Origin of the sequence: Lamprobacter modestohalophilus (genome assembly GCF_016583905.1) — a bacterium.
GTDB classification, from domain to species: Bacteria; Pseudomonadota; Gammaproteobacteria; order Chromatiales; family Chromatiaceae; genus Lamprobacter; species Lamprobacter modestohalophilus.
In genome coordinates this window covers 73,669-95,228 of record NZ_NRRY01000007.1, presented here as the reverse complement: position 1 = coordinate 95,228, position 21,560 = coordinate 73,669, and the positions used below count along the sequence as shown (strand labels likewise).

Annotated in this window: 37 protein-coding genes; all 37 read right to left on the bottom strand. The window is 60.8% G+C overall.

Annotated features, from left to right (window positions below; all coding sequences use genetic code 11):
* Positions 1-42 precede the first annotated feature (42 nt).
* Positions 43-612 (bottom strand): dCTP deaminase, encoded by a 570-nt coding sequence (dcd, locus tag CKO42_RS06675; RefSeq protein WP_200240902.1) that lies wholly within the window; start codon positions 610-612, stop codon positions 43-45.
* Positions 613-645: 33 nt separating this feature from the next.
* Complete coding sequence (locus CKO42_RS06670) at positions 646-1,695, bottom strand: LysR family transcriptional regulator (RefSeq protein WP_200240900.1); 1,050 nt, start codon at positions 1,693-1,695, stop codon at positions 646-648.
* Positions 1,696-1,783: 88 nt separating this feature from the next.
* Entirely contained in the window at positions 1,784-3,022 is a 1,239-nt protein-coding gene (tatC, locus tag CKO42_RS06665) for a twin-arginine translocase subunit TatC (RefSeq protein ID WP_200240897.1), read from the bottom strand.
* A 10-nt stretch (positions 3,023-3,032) separates the two neighbouring features.
* Entirely contained in the window at positions 3,033-3,422 is a 390-nt protein-coding gene (gene tatB, locus CKO42_RS06660; protein WP_200240895.1) for a Sec-independent protein translocase protein TatB, read from the bottom strand.
* Positions 3,423-3,508: 86 nt separating this feature from the next.
* Positions 3,509-3,784 carry a twin-arginine translocase TatA/TatE family subunit gene (tatA, locus tag CKO42_RS06655; RefSeq protein WP_200240893.1) on the bottom strand — a complete coding sequence of 92 codons (276 nt, stop codon included), beginning with the start codon at positions 3,782-3,784 and terminating at the stop codon, positions 3,509-3,511.
* A gap of 281 nt (positions 3,785-4,065) precedes the next feature.
* Positions 4,066-4,383: a phosphoribosyl-ATP diphosphatase gene (locus CKO42_RS06650; protein WP_200240891.1), complete on the bottom strand. Its 318-nt coding sequence runs from the start codon at positions 4,381-4,383 to the stop codon at positions 4,066-4,068.
* Positions 4,384-4,511: 128 nt separating this feature from the next.
* A complete protein-coding gene (gene hisA / locus CKO42_RS06645) occupies positions 4,512-5,252 on the bottom strand; it encodes a 1-(5-phosphoribosyl)-5-[(5-phosphoribosylamino)methylideneamino]imidazole-4-carboxamide isomerase (protein WP_200240889.1) in 741 nt (246 codons plus the stop codon).
* 286 nt (positions 5,253-5,538) lie between these two features.
* Positions 5,539-6,147 carry an imidazoleglycerol-phosphate dehydratase HisB gene (hisB, locus tag CKO42_RS06640; RefSeq protein WP_200240887.1) on the bottom strand — a complete coding sequence of 203 codons (609 nt, stop codon included), beginning with the start codon at positions 6,145-6,147 and terminating at the stop codon, positions 5,539-5,541.
* A 130-nt stretch (positions 6,148-6,277) separates the two neighbouring features.
* Positions 6,278-6,715 (bottom strand): D-aminoacyl-tRNA deacylase, encoded by a 438-nt coding sequence (gene dtd, locus CKO42_RS06635; protein WP_200240885.1) that lies wholly within the window; start codon positions 6,713-6,715, stop codon positions 6,278-6,280.
* A complete protein-coding gene (gene pip, locus CKO42_RS06630; protein ID WP_200240882.1) occupies positions 6,712-7,725 on the bottom strand; it encodes a prolyl aminopeptidase in 1,014 nt (337 codons plus the stop codon). Before pip ends, dtd begins: the two co-directional genes overlap by 4 nt.
* Positions 7,726-7,775: 50 nt before the next feature.
* A complete protein-coding gene (locus CKO42_RS06625; protein ID WP_200240880.1) occupies positions 7,776-8,519 on the bottom strand; it encodes an SAM hydrolase/SAM-dependent halogenase family protein in 744 nt (247 codons plus the stop codon).
* 139 nt (positions 8,520-8,658) lie between these two features.
* Positions 8,659-9,051 (bottom strand): 50S ribosomal protein L17, encoded by a 393-nt coding sequence (gene rplQ / locus CKO42_RS06620; protein WP_200240878.1) that lies wholly within the window; start codon positions 9,049-9,051, stop codon positions 8,659-8,661.
* A gap of 61 nt (positions 9,052-9,112) precedes the next feature.
* A complete protein-coding gene (locus CKO42_RS06615; RefSeq protein WP_200240877.1) occupies positions 9,113-10,126 on the bottom strand; it encodes a DNA-directed RNA polymerase subunit alpha in 1,014 nt (337 codons plus the stop codon).
* A gap of 20 nt (positions 10,127-10,146) precedes the next feature.
* The gene (rpsD, locus tag CKO42_RS06610) at positions 10,147-10,767 is read right to left on the bottom strand and encodes a 30S ribosomal protein S4 (RefSeq protein WP_200240874.1); all 621 of its coding nucleotides are present in this window, start codon (positions 10,765-10,767) and stop codon (positions 10,147-10,149) included.
* Positions 10,768-10,780: 13 nt separating this feature from the next.
* On the bottom strand, positions 10,781-11,167 hold the full coding sequence (gene rpsK, locus CKO42_RS06605; protein WP_200240865.1) for a 30S ribosomal protein S11: 387 nt from the start codon (positions 11,165-11,167) through the stop codon (positions 10,781-10,783).
* An 81-nt stretch (positions 11,168-11,248) separates the two neighbouring features.
* Complete coding sequence (gene rpsM, locus CKO42_RS06600; protein ID WP_200240856.1) at positions 11,249-11,605, bottom strand: 30S ribosomal protein S13; 357 nt, start codon at positions 11,603-11,605, stop codon at positions 11,249-11,251.
* A 105-nt stretch (positions 11,606-11,710) separates the two neighbouring features.
* On the bottom strand, positions 11,711-11,824 hold the full coding sequence (rpmJ, locus tag CKO42_RS06595; RefSeq protein ID WP_200240854.1) for a 50S ribosomal protein L36: 114 nt from the start codon (positions 11,822-11,824) through the stop codon (positions 11,711-11,713).
* Between the two features lie 104 nt (positions 11,825-11,928).
* Positions 11,929-13,281: a preprotein translocase subunit SecY gene (secY, locus tag CKO42_RS06590; protein WP_200240852.1), complete on the bottom strand. Its 1,353-nt coding sequence runs from the start codon at positions 13,279-13,281 to the stop codon at positions 11,929-11,931.
* A 30-nt stretch (positions 13,282-13,311) separates the two neighbouring features.
* Positions 13,312-13,755: a 50S ribosomal protein L15 gene (rplO, locus tag CKO42_RS06585; RefSeq protein WP_200240850.1), complete on the bottom strand. Its 444-nt coding sequence runs from the start codon at positions 13,753-13,755 to the stop codon at positions 13,312-13,314.
* A 1-nt stretch (position 13,756) separates the two neighbouring features.
* Positions 13,757-13,945 carry a 50S ribosomal protein L30 gene (gene rpmD, locus CKO42_RS06580; RefSeq protein WP_200240847.1) on the bottom strand — a complete coding sequence of 63 codons (189 nt, stop codon included), beginning with the start codon at positions 13,943-13,945 and terminating at the stop codon, positions 13,757-13,759.
* A 9-nt stretch (positions 13,946-13,954) separates the two neighbouring features.
* A complete protein-coding gene (gene rpsE, locus CKO42_RS06575; RefSeq protein ID WP_200240844.1) occupies positions 13,955-14,461 on the bottom strand; it encodes a 30S ribosomal protein S5 in 507 nt (168 codons plus the stop codon).
* Positions 14,462-14,471: 10 nt separating this feature from the next.
* Positions 14,472-14,828, bottom strand: coding sequence for a 50S ribosomal protein L18 (gene rplR, locus CKO42_RS06570; protein WP_200240842.1), 357 nt, complete (start codon positions 14,826-14,828; stop codon positions 14,472-14,474).
* Between the two features lie 9 nt (positions 14,829-14,837).
* Positions 14,838-15,371, bottom strand: a complete 534-nt coding sequence (gene rplF, locus CKO42_RS06565) for a 50S ribosomal protein L6 (protein WP_200240840.1) — start codon at positions 15,369-15,371, stop codon at positions 14,838-14,840.
* 11 nt (positions 15,372-15,382) lie between these two features.
* Positions 15,383-15,781: a 30S ribosomal protein S8 gene (rpsH, locus tag CKO42_RS06560; protein WP_200240838.1), complete on the bottom strand. Its 399-nt coding sequence runs from the start codon at positions 15,779-15,781 to the stop codon at positions 15,383-15,385.
* 125 nt (positions 15,782-15,906) lie between these two features.
* Entirely contained in the window at positions 15,907-16,212 is a 306-nt protein-coding gene (gene rpsN, locus CKO42_RS06555) for a 30S ribosomal protein S14 (protein ID WP_200240836.1), read from the bottom strand.
* 16 nt (positions 16,213-16,228) lie between these two features.
* Entirely contained in the window at positions 16,229-16,768 is a 540-nt protein-coding gene (gene rplE, locus CKO42_RS06550; RefSeq protein WP_200241036.1) for a 50S ribosomal protein L5, read from the bottom strand.
* A 4-nt stretch (positions 16,769-16,772) separates the two neighbouring features.
* A complete protein-coding gene (gene rplX, locus CKO42_RS06545) occupies positions 16,773-17,090 on the bottom strand; it encodes a 50S ribosomal protein L24 (protein ID WP_200240827.1) in 318 nt (105 codons plus the stop codon).
* Between the two features lie 2 nt (positions 17,091-17,092).
* On the bottom strand, positions 17,093-17,461 hold the full coding sequence (gene rplN / locus CKO42_RS06540; RefSeq protein WP_200240825.1) for a 50S ribosomal protein L14: 369 nt from the start codon (positions 17,459-17,461) through the stop codon (positions 17,093-17,095).
* A 91-nt stretch (positions 17,462-17,552) separates the two neighbouring features.
* Positions 17,553-17,813 carry a 30S ribosomal protein S17 gene (rpsQ, locus tag CKO42_RS06535; protein WP_200240822.1) on the bottom strand — a complete coding sequence of 87 codons (261 nt, stop codon included), beginning with the start codon at positions 17,811-17,813 and terminating at the stop codon, positions 17,553-17,555.
* Positions 17,810-18,019 carry a 50S ribosomal protein L29 gene (rpmC, locus tag CKO42_RS06530; RefSeq protein WP_200240820.1) on the bottom strand — a complete coding sequence of 70 codons (210 nt, stop codon included), beginning with the start codon at positions 18,017-18,019 and terminating at the stop codon, positions 17,810-17,812. Before rpmC ends, rpsQ begins: the two co-directional genes overlap by 4 nt.
* A complete protein-coding gene (gene rplP / locus CKO42_RS06525; RefSeq protein ID WP_200240818.1) occupies positions 18,019-18,432 on the bottom strand; it encodes a 50S ribosomal protein L16 in 414 nt (137 codons plus the stop codon). The genes rpmC and rplP overlap by 1 nt, the downstream gene beginning before the upstream one ends.
* 3 nt (positions 18,433-18,435) lie before the next feature.
* Entirely contained in the window at positions 18,436-19,110 is a 675-nt protein-coding gene (gene rpsC, locus CKO42_RS06520; protein ID WP_200240815.1) for a 30S ribosomal protein S3, read from the bottom strand.
* Between the two features lie 3 nt (positions 19,111-19,113).
* Positions 19,114-19,458, bottom strand: coding sequence for a 50S ribosomal protein L22 (rplV, locus tag CKO42_RS06515; RefSeq protein WP_200240813.1), 345 nt, complete (start codon positions 19,456-19,458; stop codon positions 19,114-19,116).
* Positions 19,459-19,468: 10 nt separating this feature from the next.
* Positions 19,469-19,747, bottom strand: a complete 279-nt coding sequence (gene rpsS, locus CKO42_RS06510; RefSeq protein WP_200240803.1) for a 30S ribosomal protein S19 — start codon at positions 19,745-19,747, stop codon at positions 19,469-19,471.
* A 21-nt stretch (positions 19,748-19,768) separates the two neighbouring features.
* A complete protein-coding gene (gene rplB / locus CKO42_RS06505) occupies positions 19,769-20,596 on the bottom strand; it encodes a 50S ribosomal protein L2 (RefSeq protein WP_200240801.1) in 828 nt (275 codons plus the stop codon).
* Between the two features lie 49 nt (positions 20,597-20,645).
* Positions 20,646-20,954 carry a 50S ribosomal protein L23 gene (gene rplW / locus CKO42_RS06500; RefSeq protein WP_200240799.1) on the bottom strand — a complete coding sequence of 103 codons (309 nt, stop codon included), beginning with the start codon at positions 20,952-20,954 and terminating at the stop codon, positions 20,646-20,648.
* Entirely contained in the window at positions 20,951-21,559 is a 609-nt protein-coding gene (gene rplD / locus CKO42_RS06495) for a 50S ribosomal protein L4 (protein WP_200240797.1), read from the bottom strand. The genes rplW and rplD overlap by 4 nt, the downstream gene beginning before the upstream one ends.
* Position 21,560: the final 1 nt, after the last annotated feature.

Sequence of the window (21,560 nt, the reverse complement as noted above, 5' to 3'; positions counted from 1 at the left end):
GTGTTCACACGCTCCTAATCTTGTCAGGGCTTCGTAATCTTGTCAGGGCTTCGGCAAGGTTACACCGCGCTGTCCCTGATACTTTCCACCGCGATCCTTATACGAGGTCTCGCAGACCTCGTCCGACTCCAGGAACAGGATCTGCGCCACGCCCTCATTGGCGTAAACCTTGGCCGGCAGAGGCGTCGTATTCGAGAACTCGAGCGTCACATGTCCCTCCCACTCGGGCTCCAAAGGCGTTACATTTACGATTATTCCACATCTTGCATACGTGCTTTTTCCGAGACAAATCGTCAATATATTCCGTGGGATACGGAAGTATTCGACGGTTCGGGCGAGCGCGAATGAATTCGGCGGAATGATGCAAACATCGGCTTTGAGATCAACGAAGCTCGAGGAGTCGAAATTCTTCGGATCGACGATCGCCGAGTTGATGTTGGTGAAGATCTTGAATTCGTCGGCACAGCGGATATCGTAGCCGTAGCTCGAGGTGCCGTAGGAGATGACGCGGCCGCCGCCTTCCGACTCCCGCACTTGGCCGGGGATGTAGGGTTCGATCATGCCCTGCTCGCTCGCCATGCGGCGAATCCAGCGGTCGGATTTAATACTCATAGTGTCGACGTTGTACCGAAACAGATTGGGATCTTAGCCGAGCAGACCATCCTCGAACGAATCGTCACCGGCAGCCAGTGGCTGGCCAGAGCGCTCGGCGCCGGCCAAGAAGAGTTCGGTCATCAGCGCCTGGAAACGCTTGCTGCTGGCGGACATGAACTTGCCGCGCCGGAGCACCAGTCCATAGCTGCGCGAAGGGAAATAGGCATCCAACGGCCGGCGCGCCAGTCGCTCTTCGCCCGTGAGGCAGACATCGGTGACGATCGAGATGCCGAGCCCGAGCGCGACGTATTTCTTGATCACCTCCCAGCCGCCAGCCTCAAGGCGGACCTGGTAGCTCAGCCCCTGCTGCCGGAACACCAGATCGACCAAACGCCAGGTGCTCAGATGACGAGGGGGCAGGATCAGGCCATGCTCAGCAATATCCTGCAACGAGACCTCCGGCTTCTCCGCCAGCGGATGTCCGAGCGGCATGATCAGCGTCGGTCGATAGTTCACGATCGGGATATAGCGGATATCGTCCGGCACCTCGAGCATCGAGCCCACCGCCAGGTCGACCTCGTCGGCCCGCACCATCGACAGGCCATCACGGCCGGTGACATTGTGGAGCTGCAGCTCGATGCCCGGATACTGCTCGGCAAAGCGCTGCACCGGCGCAGGCAGGATGTAAAGGATGGTTGACTCGCCTGCGGCGATATCGAGCCGGCCGCGATCAAGCCGGCCGCACTGCGCCGCGAAGGTCTCCTGTAGGCCATCGACACCCTGTACCAGCGGCTGCGCCAGCTCGAACAGCAGCGCACCCTCGGGCGTCAGTTGAATCTTTGGGCCGCGGCGTTCAAAGAGGATCGTGTCGAGCTCGCGCTCGAGCGATTGGATCTGCAGCGAGACCGTAGGCTGACTCAGCGAGACCAACTCCGCCGCCGCGCTGACACTACCGACGCGCGCCGCGTGGCAAAAAGCGCGTAATTGCTTGAGCCGATTTTGACTCCCCCAACCCGGTGGCCCAGCACCCGCGCGCGCCGTTTCTCGACGCCGCGACGGGGGCACAGCAGGCTGGTCTGAGTCGGTTGCCGAGTGATTCATTACACCAGCGCTCGCAGGCTCACCGCATCAGCGTGGATTGCCGATGATGCCGCTGAATACCCGGCCAGACCGAACGCCAACGGATCGCTCACCGATCCAAATCGACGAGGATATTGCGCGCGACCGCGCGCTGATCCGCGTTGCCTTCCTCGAGCACGCGGTACAAGAGCTGCTTTGCATTGGCGACCTCACCCGCTGCCCGCAGCTCGTTCGCCTTGCGGATCAGTGTCTCGATCAGCTCAACCTGCATCGAATCATTCGTTGAGCTTGCCGCCGGTTTGGGCGCCGGTTTGGGCTCCAAGGTCTCAAGCTCCTCAGCCTCGATGGCATCCAGCTCAGCCTCCATCTCGTCATCGGTCATCGGCCGATAGCGACCAGGCTCGTTGCGATCGCCACCGTCGATCTCATCACCCACGATGGCGCTTAGGTCATTGTCTGGCGACCGATGCGGGGTCGACGAGCGATCCGTTTCGCCGGCAGACAAAGGGCTGTTGGGATCATCCTCAGGACCATCAGGCATGCCCTCCCCTTCATCTTCGCTCGTCTTGGGCTGGACGAAGCGCGAGAAGAAGATACCCGCCTCGAACAGCAGCCACATCGGCAATGCCAACATCGTCTGACTGATCACATCCGGCGGTGTCAGCAGCATGCCGGCAACGAAGACGCCGACGATCACATAGGGACGTTTCTGCTTCAGCGCCGCGGGCGTCGTCGCACCGATCGCCACGAGTAGAATGGTCGCGATCGGAATCTCGAACGCGATGCCGAAGGCAAAAAAGAGCTTGAGTACAAACTCGAGATAGAAGGCGATATCGGGCATCTGCGCGACGCCCTCGGGCGTCACCGCTGAGAAGAAGCCAAACACCAACGGAAAGACCGCGTAGTACGCGAACAGCATGCCGAGATAGAACAGCAGGATGCTGGAGGTCACCAGCGGCACCGCCAACCGCTTCTCATGCGTGTACAGCCCGGGTGCGATGAAGCCCCAGAACTGATAGAGCAGGTAAGGCATGGCAACGAAGATCGCGACCACCAGCGCCAACTTGAAGGGCGTCAGGAAGGGCGAGGCAACCTGGGTCGCGATCATCTGCGAACCGGCCGGCAACTGTGCGCGGATCGGCTCCGCGATGAAGGTGTAGATGTCGTTCGCGAACGGGAACAGCACCAAGAACACCAGCAGGATGGCGATCACCATCCGGATCAGGCGGTCGCGCAGCTCAACCAGATGCGAGATGAACGGCTGCTCGCCGCCCAAGCCATCTGGCCCGAACGCATCGGGCCCCGAGGTGCCCTGATGTTTGGTGCTTTCGCGGGAGGCTAAGCTCATCCGAGGCGACTCATGCGCGGTCCTTGGGAGCATCAGCTGTCGGCGAGCCTGAGCCTGGCTCGTTATCGAGACCAGCGTCTGACGCGCTTTTTGCGCCAGGACTCGAGACAGAGGCCTGAGCAGCGGGCTGCCCGCTCGACTTGGCCGCTGGACGACCGCTGACGGCCTCTTCCAGGATCGTATCCAATGGCCGGCTTTGGGACTGCTTGCGCAAGATCTCTTTGAGTTCGTCTGCCTTGATCTCGCGATCGATCTCTTCCTTCACCGAGGAGAAGGCACGCCGCGCTCGACCCACCCAGAGCCCAGCGGCGCGCGCCAGCTTCGGCAACCGTTCAGGACCGACCACGATCAACGCAACCACGCTGATCACTAGCAGCTCTAACGCACCCACATCGAACATCTGATCCGCCCTACTCCAATCAGTTCAAGCGTCTGTTCAAGCGTCTGTTCAAGCGCGCTCGATGACGCAGACCGCCGCCCGGCATCTCAGACCTTGGTCTTCTCTGCTGGCTTATCCGAGACCGAATCGCTCGTCGAGCCGGTTGCATCATCGGCCGCCTGCTCAGACTTCGCTGCGTCCAAACGCTTCGGGTCTTTGTCTTCCTCATCCGCTTTATCGGCGTCCGACATCGCCGAGCGAAACCCTTTCACGGCGTTGCCGAGATCCGAGCCAATGCCCTTTAATCGCTTGGTGCCGAACAGCAGCACAACGATCAAGAGGATGATTAAGAGTTGCCAAATACCGATTCCACCGACACCCATCGAAACCTCCCGGGACCAAGCCTTGGGGTCGCCCTGCACAGGCAACCGAACTATTCATTGAGTACAACTCGAGGCGGCGATCACCGCTCGCCTCTGGCATGTTCTCGCCTCGACCGGCGACTATACCGCATGGCCATGCCGCGGTGCATAAATCTGGGCAACGACCGACGCATCTGGTCGCCGCCCTCGGTCCAACATGTATCCTTCAGCCGGATCTTGAGCGGCTCTAACGCTCATGGCGTGCCACGCCACCCAGGCAGACGAATCGCGTGAGATTCAGGTTAATCCGGCCTTGATGCCTTCTCGGTGAGCCCGGAGAGCCCGAAACGCCGATCCAGCTCGGCGAGTACCGCATCCGGATGCAGCCCCTGATCCGCCATCAGCACCAGCGAATGGAACCAGAGGTCGGCCAGTTCGTAGACCAGCTTATCCGGATCACCATCCTTCGCGGCCATCACGGTCTCGGTGGCCTCCTCGCCAATCTTCTTTAGGATGGCATCTAGCCCCTTATCGTAGAGCTTGGCGACATAGGAGGTGCTGGGGTCAGCGCCCTTGCGTTCTTCCAACACCTCGGAGAGTCGATTCAGGACATCGGACAAGCTTTCAGCCTCCTCTTAAAGTACATGGCGCGTCACCACTCCGGAAGATGACGCCTCTGTTTCAGCGTCAATACATGACGCTTCGCCATCCCAAACGTCGGAGCGATGGATGCCGCCATACGCTGGCTTCAGGCATCACCAGTACCAGCCGCCACCCGCTGCCCTTCAGCGAAGTCGAGCGTGCCTTCGTAGATGGCGCGACCGGTGATCGCGCCAATGATGCCCGGCTCGGCCACCGCCACTAATGCCTTGAGATCGTCCAGATTGGTGACGCCACCCGAGGCGATCACCGGGATACGAATCGCGTCAGCCAGGGCGCGAGTGGCCTCGATATTGGGCCCCGTCAGCATACCGTCACGGCCGATATCGGTGTAGACGATGGCTTCGACACCGTCGTTCTCGAAGCGTTGCGACAGGGCCTCGACGCGGTGCTCGGTGACCTCGGCCCAGCCATTGATCGCGACCTGACCGTCTTTGGCATCCAGCCCAACGATGAGATGGCCTGGAAAGGCCGCGCAGGCACGCGTCACCAACTCGGGTTCCTTGACCGCCTGAGTGCCAATGATGCACCACTGCACCCCCGCCTCGAGATAGGCGCCGATCGTTTGCTCGTCGCGAATGCCACCGCCGACCTGGATCGGCAGATCGGGAAAGGCGGCAACGATGGCGCGGATCGCATCACCGTTGACCGGCTCGCCAGCGAAGGCCCCATTCAGATCGACCAGATGCAGCCGCTTCGCGCCTTCGGCGACCCAGCGACCGGCGACCTCAACCGGGTCATCCGAGAACACCGTCTCGTCGTCCATGCGGCCCTGTCGCAGACGCACACAGCGGCCGTCCTTCAGGTCGATAGCGGGAATCAGCAACATCGAGGGCCCTCCGGCGGGCGATTGGGGTGAATACGACGGCGCGCCTGATCGCGCGCCTGATCGCGCGCCTTATTGGCTCCGCCCGTGCCTCTGCCCGAGCGGCCGCTGAGTGGACCTTCGGCGATGTCGGTCAACGCGGATCGCGCCTTAGACGCCGCGAGGCAAGAGACCGCCAATCAACCGAGCCACGGCCAACTTGAGCCCGGCGAGCTGCCTGCGTCGCGGCCAGGGCAGGCTCGGCGCTCGGCAAGCGGGTCGATCGAGGCGAGAGGCTCACAGCCGCTGTTCAGAGGCTGCCCTTGGTTGAAGGCATCACGCCTGCCATGCGTGGATCGGGCTCGACAGCCATGCGCAGCGCGCGGCCAAACGCCTTGAAGACGGTCTCGGCCTGATGATGGGCGTTGATGCCGCGCAGATTATCGATCTGCAGTGTCATCGCGGCGTGGTTGACCAGGCCTTGGAAGAACTCGCGCAGTAGATCAACATCGAAGCCACCGATCAAGGCCCGCGTATAGGGCACCTCGTAGGTCAGCATCGGCCGCCCAGAGAGATCGACCACCACCCGCGAGAGTGCCTCGTCGAGGGGCACATAGGCATGGCCATAACGGCGGATGCCGGCTTTGTCGCCTAAGGCCGCGGCGAGTGCCTGGCCGAGCGTGATGCCAACGTCTTCAACCGTATGATGCGCGTCGATCTGCAGATCCCCTTCTGCCTGCACGTCGAGATCGATCAGACCATGGCGGGCAATCTGATCCAGCATGTGCTCGAGAAAGGGCACGCCAGTCTCGAACCGCGCACGGCCGACCCCGTCGAGATCGAGCTTCACGCGCACCTGGGTCTCGAGGGTCTTGCGCTCGATCTCAGCGATGCGATGGACGAGGGGTTCTGCACTCATGATCAGATGGCGGGCTCCCGGTCAGCGGCAAAAAGTCAGCGGCAAAAAGTCAGCGGCAAAAGTCAGCGGCAAAAAGTCGGCGACAAAGTCAGCGGTAAGCGCGGTGGCAACTGCACAGTATAGACAGCACTCAAGACTCGAGCCAGAAGGTCACTGGCCCATCATTGGTTAGCGTGACCTGCATGTCGGCACCAAAACGCCCGCTGGCGACCGGGCGATGACAGGCACGCGCCTGCTCGAGCAGCAGATGGAAGAGCCGCTCTCCCTCCGCAGGAGCAGCGGCACTGGTGAAACTCGCGCGGGTGCCCTTCTTGGTCTCGGCAGCCAGCGTGAACTGGGGCACCAACAGCAAGCCGCCACCCACATCGACCAGGCTCAGGTTCATACGGCCGGTGTCATCGGCAAACACCCGATAGCTCAGCAGCCGCTCCAGCAACCGGGTCGCGCGCGGGTCGGTGTCACCCTGCTGCACCCCGACCAATACCAACAGACCGCGGCCGATGGCGCCGATCGTTTCACCCTCAACCTCGACTTGGGCCGCGCGAACCCGCTGTAATAAGCCGATCATCCCATCGACTCAGCGCTTGGCCGCTCCGGATCGAGCTCAGCAGCCATCCGGTCGGTCGCCGCCACTAGCGCGCGGGCGATCCCCGGCTCGAAGGCAGCGTGGCCGGCATCGGCGATCACCTCGAGCGATGCGCGTGGCCAAGCCGCCGCCAGCTCCCAAGCGGAGCGCAAAGGGCAGATCAAATCATAGCGACCGTGCACGATGACGCCGGGGATCTCACTGAGCCTGGGCGCATCCTCCAATAACTGATTCGGCCGCAAGAATGCTTGATGGACAAAATAGTGGCATTCGATCCGCGCCAGGCTGAGCGCAAGCCGCTCGTCGCTGAAGGTGCGGCGGATGTCAGGGTCCGGCAACAGCGTTGCACAGCGCCCCTCCCAAATCGACCAGGCCTTGGCCGCGGCCAACCGCGTCTCTGCATCCGATCCGGTCAGACGGCGATGATAGGCCTGGAGCAGATCGCCGTGCTCGGACTCAGGGATCGGTGCCAAGAAATCACGCCAGTGGTCTGGGAAGATCCAGCTCGCGCCCTGCTGATAGAACCAGGCGATCTCCTCCGGGCGGCAGAGAAAGATCCCACGCAGCACCAAGGCGCTGACCCGCTCCGGATAGGTTTCGGCGTAGGCCAAGGCCAGTGTCGAGCCCCAGGAGCCACCAAAGACCAGCCAGCGATCGATGCCGAGATGCGCGCGAATCCGCTCCATATCAGCAACCAGGTCCCAGGTGCTGTTGTGCTCGATACTCGCGTGCGGTCGGGAGCGGCCGCAACCGCGTTGGTCGAAGAGGATGATTCGGTAGCGCTCGGGATCGAAGAAGCGACGATGCGAGGGGCCGCAACCAGCGCCTGGTCCACCGTGCAAGAACACCGCTGGAATGCCGTCGCGGTTTCCGGATTGCTCGAGGTAGAGCTCATGACCCTCGCCAACGGCAAGGCGATCAACAGCGAAGGGCTCAATCGGTGGATACAAGGCGCTGCTAGTCTTTTGCACGTTCAGGTACTCATCGTTCATGGCCAACGCTAGATGAGGACATGACGGCGAATTCAAGGTTCCGGAACCCGTTAACCCAGCTCCACCGAGTCACCGAGGCCCAGCCCCAGGTGAGCATCGGCGCGCCCTTGGTTCACTGCAAGCTCGACCAGGCCGAAGGCGTTGCGATACCAAAAGGCCTCGCCCACGGCGACATCGGCGAAGGTCCGCGCCGCCTTCAGCCGTTGACCAGCGGCCAGCAAATCGGCATCCGCTGCCAGGCCGTCTGCTTGGAGACCCGTCATGAGATTGCCAAACGCATCGACGTAGCAGATGCAGGCCCGTTCCGCTGGCCAATCGGCGCCGACGAGCTGAGCGAATATGATGCGCTCTGCCGCCGGCAGGTCGCCGAGCACCAAGCGGGCCGCAACCGGCACAAACAGGTCCCGCCCGTGAAAACTCGCTGAGAGTTGCGCAGGGCGCCACTTGAGCCGATAGATATCTAGGTCTGTTTGACCTTGTAACAAGGGCACGAGCAGCCCGTTATCGGGCCCCAGCCACCAATCTGCACCCCGCCGCGCGATGATCACCTCTCGGCTCGTGCCAACCCCGGGATCAACCACACAGCAATAGACCGTCTCTAGCGGCATCCCAGACTGCAGTCCGGGCAGCAGGTAGGCAGCCAGATCTGGTCGGAACGGTGGGAGATCCGAGGTGAGCGTGACGACCGGGACGTTTGGCGCAAGCTCGGTCAGCCGAAGCTGCATTTGCCCAACATAGGGTCCATCGCCAAAGTCGCTCAGGAGGACGATTCGAGCACAGCGCTGCACGATCATTCTGGCTTAAAACTAGAGCGCGCTCAAAACTAGACTGGGCTCGAAACCGATGCTGGGCTCGTAACGCAAACGGCCGGGTCAAGCCCGGCCGTAGCGTCGCAAAACCGGCGCATCACTGCACCACTGACGAGGTCATGCGTCAATCGTTATCAGCCTCAGTGATGGCCTCATCAGCCGGGCGATCGACCAGCTCGACATAGGCCATCGGTGCCGCATCGCCTGCGCGAAAACCACATTTGAGGATGCGCAGATAGCCCCCGGGACGCTCGCTATAACGCGGTCCGAGCTCGGTAAAGAGCTTACCGACGACCTCTTTATCCCGCAGCCGCGCAAAAGCGAGGCGGCGGTGATGCACCGAGTCTTCCTTTGCCAAGGTGATCAAGGGCTCTGCGACACGGCGCAGCTCCTTGGCCTTCGGCAGCGTCGTCTTGATCAGCTCGTGCCGAAACAGCGAGCCCGCCATGTTGCGAAACATCGCCTCGCGGTGGGCGCTATTTCGATTGAGTTTTCTTCCAGCTTTTTGATGTCGCATTGTTCTGTTCCGATCGGTACTGTTCCGGTCGCCACTGGCCCGGCCCCTACTGTTCCGGTCTTTATTTGACCATCAACTCTTCGATGTTATCGGGTGGCCAGTTCTCGAGACGCATTCCGAGTGATAAACCCCGCGTCGCCAGCACATCCTTGATCTCAGTGAGCGACTTCTTACCAAGATTGGGTGTCTTTAACAACTCAACCTCGGTGCGCTGAATCAGATCACCGATGAGGTAGATGTTCTCTGCTTTCAGGCAGTTCGCAGAGCGCACTGTCAATTCAAGCTCGTCGACCGGCCGCACCAAGATCGGATCATAGGCTGGCTCACTCGGACGCTCATCGCTGACCCCGTCGGTTGGGCCGGACTGGTCGAGATCGACAAAGCTACTGAGCTGGTCGCGCAAGATGGTCGCTGCCCGCTGTACTGCATCTTTGACATCGAGAGTGCCGTCGGTCTCGATGTCGATGACCAGCCGATCAAGATCTGTCCGCTGCTCGACACGTGCCGCTTCGACATCGATCGCAACGCGCAGCACCGGGCTGAAGGTTGCATCGAGCGGCAGCTTGCCGATCGGCCGCTCCTCACCGCTCGCTGCCTCGCGCACACTCGCGGGCTCATAGCCGCGGCCACGACGCACGGTCAGCGACATGCTGAGCTCACTCTTACCTGTCAGGTTCGCGATCACCAAGTCAGGGTTCGCGACCTCTGCGGTGTGGTCGATTTTGATATCGCCCGCGGTGACCGCCCCAGGCCCAACCTTGCTCAGCGTGAAGGTGGCCTCATCCCGACCATGGAGTCGGATTGCAAGCTGCTTCAGATTGAGCAGGATCTCGAGCACGTCCTGCTGCACGCCCTCGATCGTCGTGTACTCATGCAGGATGCCTTGGATCTCGACCTCGGTGACGGCAAAACCGTCCATCGACGACAATAAGATCCGCCGTAGCGCATTGCCGAGCGTGTGGCCAAAGCCGCGCTCGAAGGGCTCTAGCGAAACCTTAGCGCGATTCGGACTACCGGCGACGGGGTCGACCTTGACGATGCGCGGCTTTAGAAAGCCGCCTGCGACGTCTGACATAGAAAACTCCCTCGACGGCGTTATTTCGAGTACAACTCGACGATGAGCGACTCATTGATGTCGGACGGCAGATCGACCCGGTCTGGAATCCGCTTGAAGACCCCTTTCGCTGACTTACTATCGACATCGATCCATTCAGCGAAACCGTTCGCCTCAGCGAGCGCGAGTGCGTTTTGTACGCGCACCTGCTTTTTCGCCTTCTCGCGAACCTCGATCTCGTCTTCGACCGTCACTTGGTAGGAGGGTATCGAAACCACTTTGCCGTTGACCAGCACACCCTTGTGACCGATCAGCTGCCTTGCCTCGGCGCGCGTCGCGCCAAAGCCCATCCGATACACCACGTTATCAAGCCTGCGCTCCAGGAGCTGCAGCAGGTTTTCGCCAGTGGCACCCTTGCGGCGCGCCGCCTCAGCGTAATAATTGCGGAACTGCTTCTCCATCACGCCGTAAGTGCGCCGAACCTTCTGCTTCTCTCGCAGCTGAAGGCCATAATCCGAGAGCCGTCGCCGCCGATCAGCCGCCTGACCAGGCTGCTTCTCCAGGTTGCACTTGGTCTCGAGCGCGCGCGCCCTGCTTTTGAGCCCAAGATCGACGCCTTCGCGGCGTGCAAGCTTGCAGGTGGGACCAATGTATCTCGCCATGTTCTCTGCCCCGTTATACGCGCCGCTTCTTCGGCGGTCGGCAACCATTGTGTGGGATCGGCGTCACGTCGGTGATGCTCGCAACCTTGAAACCGGCGTTGTTCAGCGCTCGGACCGCCGATTCGCGGCCCGGGCCGGGTCCCTTGACATGAACGTCAAGATTCACGACACCGAACTCCTTTGCGGCTTGGCCAGCACGCGTTGCAGCGACCTGCGCCGCAAACGGTGTGCTCTTACGCGAGCCGCGAAAACCGGAGCCGCCGGAGGTTGCCCAGGTCAAGGCATTACCCTGCCGATCGGTAATCGTGATGATGGTGTTGTTGAAGGAGGCATGGATGTGTGCCACCCCATCCGCCACCTGCTTCTTTACTTTTTTGCGCGTGCGCAGCTGTTTAGCCACTGTAATCTGTCTCCGAGCGGAAAAGGCGATCCCTGCCGCCAGCGCGATCCCGCGCCGGTCGGACAGAGCCCTTGAACGGTGTTAACGACGAACTGGGCGCCGCGGTCCCTTACGCGTCCGCGCGTTGGTGCGCGTGCGTTGGCCGCGCAGCGGCAGGCCGCGACGATGCCGAATCCCACGATTACAGCCAAGGTCCATCAAGCGCTTGATATTCATCGATACCTCACGCCGGAGGTCGCCTTCGACCGAAAATTTGCTCACCTCGTTACGCAGACGATCGATCTCGTCTTCGCTCAATGTACGGATGGGCGCGGTGGTCGGCACCTGTGCGGCCTCGCAGATCGAGGCCGCCCGAGTCCGCCCGATCCCGTAGATCGATGTCAAGGCAATGACCGCATGTTTGCGGTCTGGAATATTGACTCCGGCGATTCGAGCCATGCGCGTTGCGCTCCTAAGCGTTCAGTTCTGTCAGAAGAAAAAGTGTAAACAGAGCAGTGTAGCACCGTGCGCCTTACGTTGGAAGCGGCAGCAGGCTTCCGCTCGCTAACCCTGGCGCTGTTTGTGGCGCGGGTCTTTGCAGATCACACGAATGGTGCCGTTACGACGAATCGTCTTGCAGTGGCGGCACATCTTTTTGACAGATGCTCTTACCTTCATAATTGTCTCCGTTTTCGATGTAAAGGGTTGCAGGCCGAGTCGCTCGCGCCGATTGCGCGTCGCGTTACCTCAGCGAACAGCGAGTAGGTGATGAAAACGCTTCGCTAGCGTGTCAGGCCAGCCCCTGGCGCTTTCAGGTTGGCCTTCTTCATGAGGCCCTCATACTGGTGCGACATCAGATGCGCCTGCACCTGGGCCATGAAGTCCATCACCACGACCACGACGATCAGCAATGAAGTCCCACCAAAGTAGAACGGCACATTCCAGCCGACGATCAAGAACTCCGGCAACAGACAGACCGCAGTGATGTAGAGCGCCCCTGCGGCGGTGAGCCGAGTCATCACCGAATCGATGTAGCGAGCCGTCTGCTCTCCAGGCCGAATACCAGGGATGAACGCGCCCGAGCGCTTCAGGTTGTCCGCCGTATCCTTGGCGTTGAACACCAGGGCCGTATAGAAGAAGCAGAAGAAGATGATCGCCGTCGCATAAAAGATGACGTAAACCGGCTCGCCTGGCGACAACTTACTGGTTAAGTCTGCGAGCCAACGCATGTTCTCGGACTGGCCGAACCATTGGCCGAGGGTACCCGGAAAGAGAATGATACTGGACGCGAAGATCGGTGGGATCACGCCGGCCATGTTGAGCTTCAAGGGCAAATGCGTGCTTTGTGCGGCTAACATGCGACGCCCTTGTTGTCGTCGAGCATAGTTAACTGTTATTCGCCTTTGGCCGCGTTCGACGAAAACCACGAATGCGGTCACCGCGAGTGCCAGGGCGAACAAGACCAAGACCGCCAGTGCGTTCATCTCGCCCGTGCGAACCAATTCAAGGGTGCCGCCAACCGCCGCCGGCAGACCGGCCACAATACCAGCGAAGATGATCAGCGAGATGCCATTGCCGATTCCGCGCTCGGTAATCTGCTCACCAAGCCACATCAGAAACATGGTTCCGGTCACCAACGACACCGCAGCGGTGAACACGAAGCCAAATCCCTGCTGCACCACCAACGACGAGCCGCCAGCCGTCTGCCCCTGCAACGCAATCGAGATACCGATTGCTTGGAAGGTCGCCAGCACCACGGTGCCATAGCGGGTGTACTGGGTGATCTTGCGTCGACCGGCCTCACCCTCTTTCTTCAATTGTTCGAGCTGGGGGATCACGGCCGACATCAGCTGCATGATGATGCTGGCCGAAATGTACGGCATGATCCCGAGTGCCAGGATGCTCGCGCGCTCGAGCGCACCACCCGAGAACATGTTGAACATGTCAAGGATCGAGCCCTGGTTTTGATCGAAGAGTACGGCTAGGGCTTCAGGATTCACCCCGGGAACCGGGATGAAGGTGCCGATCCGGTAGACGAGCAGCGCGCCGAGCACGAACAGCAGACGCTGCCGCAGCTCAGTCAGCCGGCCCATGCCGCCGAGTGACTGCATCATTGACGCCGTGTTCTTCGCCATTTGGATCGCCCCTGGTTCGCCCTTGCTGGTTTAGCTGTCGCTGTCGGCAACCGAGCCGCCGGCCGCTTCGATTACGGCACGCGCACCGGCTGTCACACCCAGCCCTGTTACTTGGTAGGCGCGATCAACGTCACCGGACTTGATCAACTTCACGCTTGACACCGCGCCCGTGATCAGGCCCGCAGCGCGGAGGCTTGCCAGGTCGACCTCGGTGCTGTCGAGTCGCTTCAGCTCACTGAGCCGAATCTCGTCTTTGCTTGCCGCCTTGCGCGAGCGAAAGCCCACCTTTGGCAGTCGCCGTTGCAGCGGCATCTGGCCGCCTTCGAAGCCAGTCTTGTGGAAACCACCGGTCCGCGACTTTTGGCCCTTATGACCACGTCCCGCAGTCTTGCCGAGCCCGCTACCGATGCCGCGACCAACGCGCTTGGCATCGGGGCGACTGCCTGCATCAGGCGAAAGAGTGTTCAGACGCATCTCAACCGTCCCCCAAAACGCGAACCATGTATTGCACCTTGTTCACCATGCCACGGGTCGCCGGCGTGTCTTCCACCTCGACGATCTGGTGCATGCGCCGCAAGCCAAGGCCGCGGACACAAGCTTGGTGCGTCTTCAAGCGCCCGTGCATGCTCCGTACGAGCTGCACCTTCATCCTGTTCTCCGCCATTGCTCGCTCCTAACCTAGGATCTCGTCGACTGTCTTACCGCGTTTCGCGGCAACCACCTCGGCATCGACCATGTTGGAGAGGCCGTTAATCGTGGCCTGCACGACGTTAATGGCGTTGTTCGTGCCAATGCACTTCGCCAGAACGTCTTGCACACCAACGACCTCGAACACGGCGCGCATGGCGCCACCGGCGATGATCCCGGTACCCTCAGAGGCGGGCTGCATGTAGACATGCGCCGCACCGTGCCGACCATTGACCGGATACTGCAGGGTGCTACCCTTCAGCTTGATGTCGACCATGTTCTTGCGTGCGCTCTCCATCGCCTTCTGGATCGCAACCGGGACCTCACGCGCCTTGCCGGTCCCATAACCGACACGACCTTTTCCATCGCCAACAACGGTTAGGGCGCCGAAGCCAAACACGCGGCCACCCTTCACGACTTTCGCCACGCGGTTGACGGAAATCAGCTTCTCGAGCAGATCGTCGCCTTCGGGCTTTGGGTTGTAATTCGACATCTACGTCTCCTCAGAACTGAAGCCCGTGCTCACGCGCGGAATCGGCCAGCGCTTTGACGCGGCCGTGATATTTGAAGCCAGAGCGATCGAAGCTCACCTTTTCGACCCCGGCAGAGCGAGCCCGCTCGGCAATCGCATGGCCGATTTTAGCGGCTGCGCTGACATTACCGGTGTGGCCCTCGCAGGCAGCCTTCAGCTCTTTCTCGACGGTCGAGGCACAGGCGATGACGCGATCGCCGCCTTCGCCGATGACCTGGGCATAAATGTGTCGCGGCGTGCGATAGATGCAGAGCCGATAGCCACCGATCTCGCGAATCTTGGCTCGAGCGCGCGTCGCACGCCGAAGCCGGGCATGTTTCTTATCCATCCGCATCACCTATTTCTTCTTGGCTTCTTTACGCAGGACTTGCTCATCCGCGTAGCGAACACCCTTGCCCTTGTAAGGTTCCGGCGGACGGAACCCGCGAATCACGGCGGACACCTGACCGACTTGCTGCTTGTCGATCCCACGCACGACGATCTCCGTCGGCGTTGGTGTCTCGATCTCGATCCCGTCCGGAACCGGGAAGTCGATGGGATGCGAGAAGCCCAGCGCCAGATTCAAGATCTTGCCCTTGGCCTGTGCGCGATAGCCAACGCCAACCAGGCTGAGCTTGCGCTCGAAGCCGCTGCTGACGCCTTGAACCATGTTGTTCAGGAGTGCACGCGTAGTGCCGACCATCGCCCACTGTGAATCGCTGTCGTTCGCCGGCCGCGTGGTCACGACGGCACCATCGATATCGACCTCGACGAATGGATGGATCGACCAGGACAGCGAGCCTTTCGGCCCCTTCACAGTGACCTCACGACCCGCCATCGTGATGTCAACACCCTTTGGCACCTGGACCGGCGCCTTACCTATTCTAGACATGACAACCTCCCTTAGGCGACGTAGGCCAGGATCTCGCCACCGTGCCCGGCCTTGCGCGCGGCACGATCGGACATCAAGCCCTGCGAGGTCGATATGATCACGACGCCGAGCCCACCCCAGACGCTGGGGAGCTCGTCCTTGCCGCGATAGATGCGCAAGCCTGGCCGTGAGACCCGCTTCAGGTACTCGATAACCGGCTTGCCGCGGTAATATTTCAGTTTGAGGAGCAGCTGTGGCTTAACTGTGTCATCGTCTTCGACGGACACGTCAGCGATGTAGCCCTCATCCCGAAGGAGGTTGGCGACGGCCAGCTTTTTCTTCGACAGCGGCATCGAGATCGTGATCTTGCCGCGCGCCTGGCCGTTACGGATACGCGTTAGCATATCCGCAATGGGATCGGTCATACTCATTGCATTACTCCGGGGTCAGGCCGCTGATGAGAGCGCGATACCCACTCGGGTTTCTCGATCCTGCTCGACACGGGGCGAACAGGCTGATCGGACGTTCCGATCGATTCTTTACCAGCTTCTTTACTTTACCAGCTAGCCTTCACAACACCCGGCACATCACCGCGCATCACGGCTTCGCGCAGCTTGTTGCGACCTAGCCCGAACTTGCGATAGACCGAATGTGGCCGGCCGCTGATCCGGCAACGCCGCTGATACCGCGTTGGACTCGCATCGCGCGGCAGCTTCTGAAGCGCCACGACCGCTGCCTCAACCTGCTCGGGCTCAGCGCTTCGATCGTTAATCACTGCCTTCAACTGCGCGCGGCGCTCTGCATAACGCTTCGCGATCTTTGCACGCTTGACGTCGCGCGCGATCATGCTCTTCTTCGCCAACCTTCGCCTCCGAAAATTAGGTACGGAATGGGAACTGGAAGGCCTCGAGCAACGCGCGCCCTTCCTCGTCGTTGCGGGCTGTTGTCGTGATGACGACATCAAGGCCACGCATTGAGTCTATCTTGTCGTAGTCGATCTCTGGGAAGATGATCTGCTCGCGAACGCCCAGCGAATAATTACCGCGGCCGTCGAAGGCCTTCGGACTGAGCCCGCGGAAGTCGCGGACACGCGGCATCGCGACGTTGATCAACCGGTCGAGGAATTCGTACATCCGCTCGCGGCGAAGTGTCACCTTGCAACCGACTGGCCAGCCCTCGCGGATCTTGAACCCGGCGACGGACTTGCGCGCGTTGGTCACAACCGGCTTTTGGCCTGCGATCTTGGTCAGATCGCCCACCGCAAAATCCATGACCTTTTTATCAGTCACGGCTTCACCCACGCCCATGTTGAGCGTGATCTTCGTCAGCCGCGGAACCTGCATCACGCTCTTGAAGCCAAAGCGCTCTTTCAGCTCACCGACATACTTCTCGTTGTAGAGTGTCTGCAACCTAGACATATGCTTACCCAACGTCCACGACTTCGCCGTCAGACTTGAAAATCCGAACCTTGTTTCCGTCTTCAAGCGTCTTGAAGCCAACCCGGTCTGCACGCCCGAGCGCCGGGTTATAGAGACCCACGTTCGAGCGATGCAGAGGCATCTCCTTGTCGACGATGCCGCCGGGGATGCCTTTTTGCGGGTTTGGCTTCTGGTGCTTCTTCGCCATGTTGACGTTTTCTACCACGACCCGGTCACCATTCATCTTGAGAATAGTGCCGCGCTTGTTTTTGTCTTTACCAGCAATGACCATCACGTCATCGCCTACCTTGATCTTGTTCATGTTTAGAGGACCTCGGGAGCCAACGAGATGATCTTCATGAAGCGCTCACCGCGGAGCTCACGCGTGACCGGGCCAAAGATGCGGGTACCGATCGGCTGCAGCTGGTTGTTGAGCAGCACGGCGGCATTCCCGTCGAACCGAATCCGCGAGCCATCCGGACGGCGAACACCCTGCCGCGTTCGCACGACAACCGCGTTGAACACGTCGCCCTTCTTGACCTTGCCACGCGGGATCGCATCCTTCACCGTGACCTTGACCACATCGCCAATGCCCGCGTAGCGTCGATGCGAGCCGCCAAGCACCTTGATGCACTGCACTGAGCGCGCCCCGCTGTTGTCGGCCACGCTGAGGCGGGTCTGCATTTGAATCATTGTTTGAACCTACCTTTGCAACTGCTGAGCGGGTGCCGACCGAAGCCTGGTCTGCACGTCTGGAGCGAGAAAAGACCTGCCGAGACGCTGCCTAGCGGGCGCGCTCGATGACCTCGACCAACCGCCAACTCTTGGTTTTCGACAGCGGGCGGCATTGCTCGACACGCACCAGATCGCCCTTATTGCACTCGTTCGCGTCATCATGCGCATGGATCTTGGTCGAGCGCCGCATAAACTTACCGTAGAGCGGATGCTTAACCCGACGCTCGATGACCACGGTAATGGTCTTGTCCATCGCGTTGCTAATCACCTGCCCGGTGAGTACGCGGTTGCTCTCAGTATTCTCGCTCATTGACCGGTCCCCGCCGCCACCTTGGTTTGCTCTGTCATCAGGGTCTTCACCCGAGAGATGTCACGGCGCACTGCCTTGACCTGGGAAGGCCGCGAGAGCTGGCCGGTGCGTTGCTGCATCCGGAGATTGAACTGCTCCTTCAGCAGTTCATGCAGTCGCTTCTCGAGTTCGGCGGTGCCGAGTGCGCGTAATTCTTGAGCCTTCATTAGAGCACTGTCCTCTTCTCGAATCGCGTCTGCACTGGCAGCTTGGCGGCAGCGAGCTGAAAAGCGTCGCGCGCCAATTCCTCGGTAACGCCCTCGATCTCGTAGAGCATCCGACCCGGCTGGATTAGCGCTACCCAATACTCGACGTTGCCCTTGCCTTTACCCATGCGAACCTCGAGAGGCTTTTTCGAGACAGGCTTATCGGGGAACACACGGATCCACAACTTGCCGCCACGCTTTACCTTACGGGTGATGGCGCGACGAGCAGCTTCGATCTGGCGGGCGGTTAAGCGTCCGCGCCCAACTGCCTTCAGGCCATATTCACCAAACGACACCTGGCTACCACTTTGTGCCAAGCCCCGGTTGCGGCCCTTATGCTGCTTGCGGAATTTTGTACGTTTTGGTTGCAGCATGGCTCAACCCTTCTTCTCGGTCTTGTCTTTGACGCCAGTGCCGGGGAAATCAGACAGGATCTCACCGCGGAAGACCCATACCTTCACCCCGAGGATGCCGTATGTAGTCCGCGCCTCGGCGAAGCCATAGTCGATATCCGCGCGTAGCGTATGCAGTGGCACCCGGCCCTCGCGATACCATTCGGAGCGCGCAATCTCGGCGCCATTGAGGCGACCCGCGATATTCACTCGAACACCACCGGCACCAGCCCGCATCGTGCCTTGGACAGCACGCTTCATCGCACGCCGGAACATGATGCGCCGCTCGAGCTGCTGGGCGATGCCCTCGGCAACCAACTGGGCGTCGAGCTCGGGCTTGCGGATCTCCTCGATGCTGATGTGCACCGGAATCCCCATCCGCTCCGAGACCTCAGCGCGCAGCTTGTCGATATCGCCACCCTTTTTACCAATCACGACGCCGGGGCGTGCGGTATGGATGGTGATATGCGCATTACGCGCCGGCCGATTGATCTGGATACGACTGACCGAGGCATTCGCCAGCTTCTTCTTCAGAAACTGCCGCACCTCGAGATCGTTGTTCAACAGATCGGGATAATCTTTTGTGCTTGCGTACCAGGTCGAATTCCAATCCTTGACGATACCAAGCCGAATACCAATTGGATGTACTTTCTGTCCCATGCCTCAACCCCGACCGTCGCGTTCTGCTACCCGGACACTAATGTGGCTGGTGCGTTTTAAGATCCGCGACGCCCGGCCCTTGGCCCGAGCCCGCAGGCGCTTCATCGTCGGACCCTCGCCCACCTGCACCTCGACGACGTGCAGCTGATCGATGTCGGCTCCGGCGTTATTTTCCGCATTGGCGATCGCCGACTCCAAGAGCTTGCGCAGCATGCGCGCGCCTTTCTTGGTGCTAAACGCCAGGTCATTGAGGGCACGCTCAACGTGCTGACCGCGGATCTGATCCGCAACCAAGCGCGCCTTCTGCGCCGAGATGCGCGCGTACTTTAGTGTCGCTGCTGCTTGCATGCCAAATCCCCTAGCGCTTCTTCGCTTTGCGGTCCGCCGCATGGCCGCGGAAGGTCCGGGTCAGCGCGAACTCGCCGAGCTTGTGGCCGATCATGTTTTCATTGATCAACACCGGCACGTGCTGGCGACCGTTGTAGACGGCGATGGTCAGCCCGACCATCTCCGGCAAAATCATTGACCGGCGAGACCATGTCTTGATCGGCCGCTTACTATTCTGGGCCACCGCATCCTCGACCTTTTTGGCCAAGTGATGATCGATAAACGGACCCTTGTGGATCGAACGTGCCACGTGATCGCTCCTCGCGTTGTCTTACTTGCGCCGACGACGACGTACGATCATGCCGTCCGTACGCTTGTTGTTTCGAGTCTTGTGACCCTTGGTGGGAAGACCCCAAGGGCTCACCGGGTGACGACCACCCGAGGTCCGGCCCTCACCACCGCCGTGCGGGTGATCGACCGGGTTCATCACGACACCGCGTACGGTGGGCCGCACACCGCGCCAACGCGATGCTCCGGCCTTGCCGAGCTTACGCAGGCTGTGCTCGCCGTTGCCGACGACTCCAATCACCGCGCGGCAGTCCGCCTGCACCTTGCGCATTTCGCCGGAGCGAAGCCGCAGGGTTGCGAAGTTGCCCTCGCGAGCGACCAACTGGACTGAGGCACCTGCAGCGCGAGCGATCTGGGCGCCTTTGCCGGGCCGCATTTCAATACAGTGCACCTCGGTACCAACCGGGATATTGCGCAACGGCAAGCAGTTACCTGCAGCGATCGGTGCCGCTTCTCCAGCCATCACCGCAGCACCCTCGGTCAGTCCCTTGGGCGCGATGATGTAAGCACGCTCGCCGTCGGCGTACTTTAGCAAGGCGATGTTTGCGCTGCGATTAGGATCGTACTCAATCCGCTCCACAGTTGCAGGAATGCCCTGCTTGCGGCGCTTGAAATCAATGATGCGATAGCGCTGCTTATGGCCACCACCGCGATGGCGCACCGAGATACGGCCCTGATTATTGCGGCCGCCGGTCTTCGACTTCTTGGTGACCAAGGCCTCGTGTGGCGCACCCTTGTGCAGCCCGGCGCCCGTGATCTTGACGACGAATCGCCGGCCCGGCGAAGTCGGTTTTGTTTTAACGATAGCCATTGTCTGTGATCCGTATCTTTGGTGGGCCTTAGCTTTTAAGCTCCGCCGATCAGGCACCGCCCCCGAAGTCGATGTCGTTGCCCGGTGCGAGGCGCACGTAGGCCTTGCGCCAACCCGGACGCTTGCCGAGGCGGCCGCCGAAGCGCTTCGCTTTGCCTTTGACGTTGAGTACCTGCACAGCGTCGACCTTGACCTCGAACAACAGCTCGACGGCCTGCCCGATCTCACGCTTAGTCGCTGTCGGCTCGACCCGGAATGCATATTGCGCGGACTGATCCGCAACGATAGAGGCCTTCTCGGAGATGATGGGTCCGAGCAACACCTTCATCAGTCGCTCTTGATTGACGCCGGCATTCATGACAAACGCTCCTCTAGACGGCGCAGTGCGGCCTCTGTAATCAAGACCTGCTCCGCAGCAACAAGGCTCACCGGATCAACACCGGCAGCGGTATCGACCCAAACCCCAGGCAGATTGCGCGCGCCCAGCGCTAGGTTGTCATCCACCTCGTCGACCAGCACCAACGCACGCTTAAGGTTCAGCTCAGCGAGTTTCGCGAGCACCGCTTTGGTCTTAGGCGCTTCAATCTTAAGCTCGGAGACCACCAGCAGGCGTTCGGTGCGGACCAACTCAGAGACGATCGAGCGCAATGCGCCACGGTACATCTTGCGGTTGACCTTCTGCTCATAGTTGCGCGGCTGCGCGGCGAAGGTCACACCACCACTGCGCCACAGTGGGCTGCGGCTGGTACCTGCGCGCGCCCGGCCCGTACCCTTCTGGCGATAAGGCTTAGCGCCACCGCCACTGACGGCAGAACGATTCTTTTGCGCCTTGGTCCCGGCCCGCCCGCCGGCCATATAGGCCGTTACGACCTGATGGACCAGGCCCGGCTTATAGTCCGCGCCAAAGACCAGGTCAGCGACCTGGACCGAGGACGACCCGGCGTTGCGAATAGCCAGTTCCATG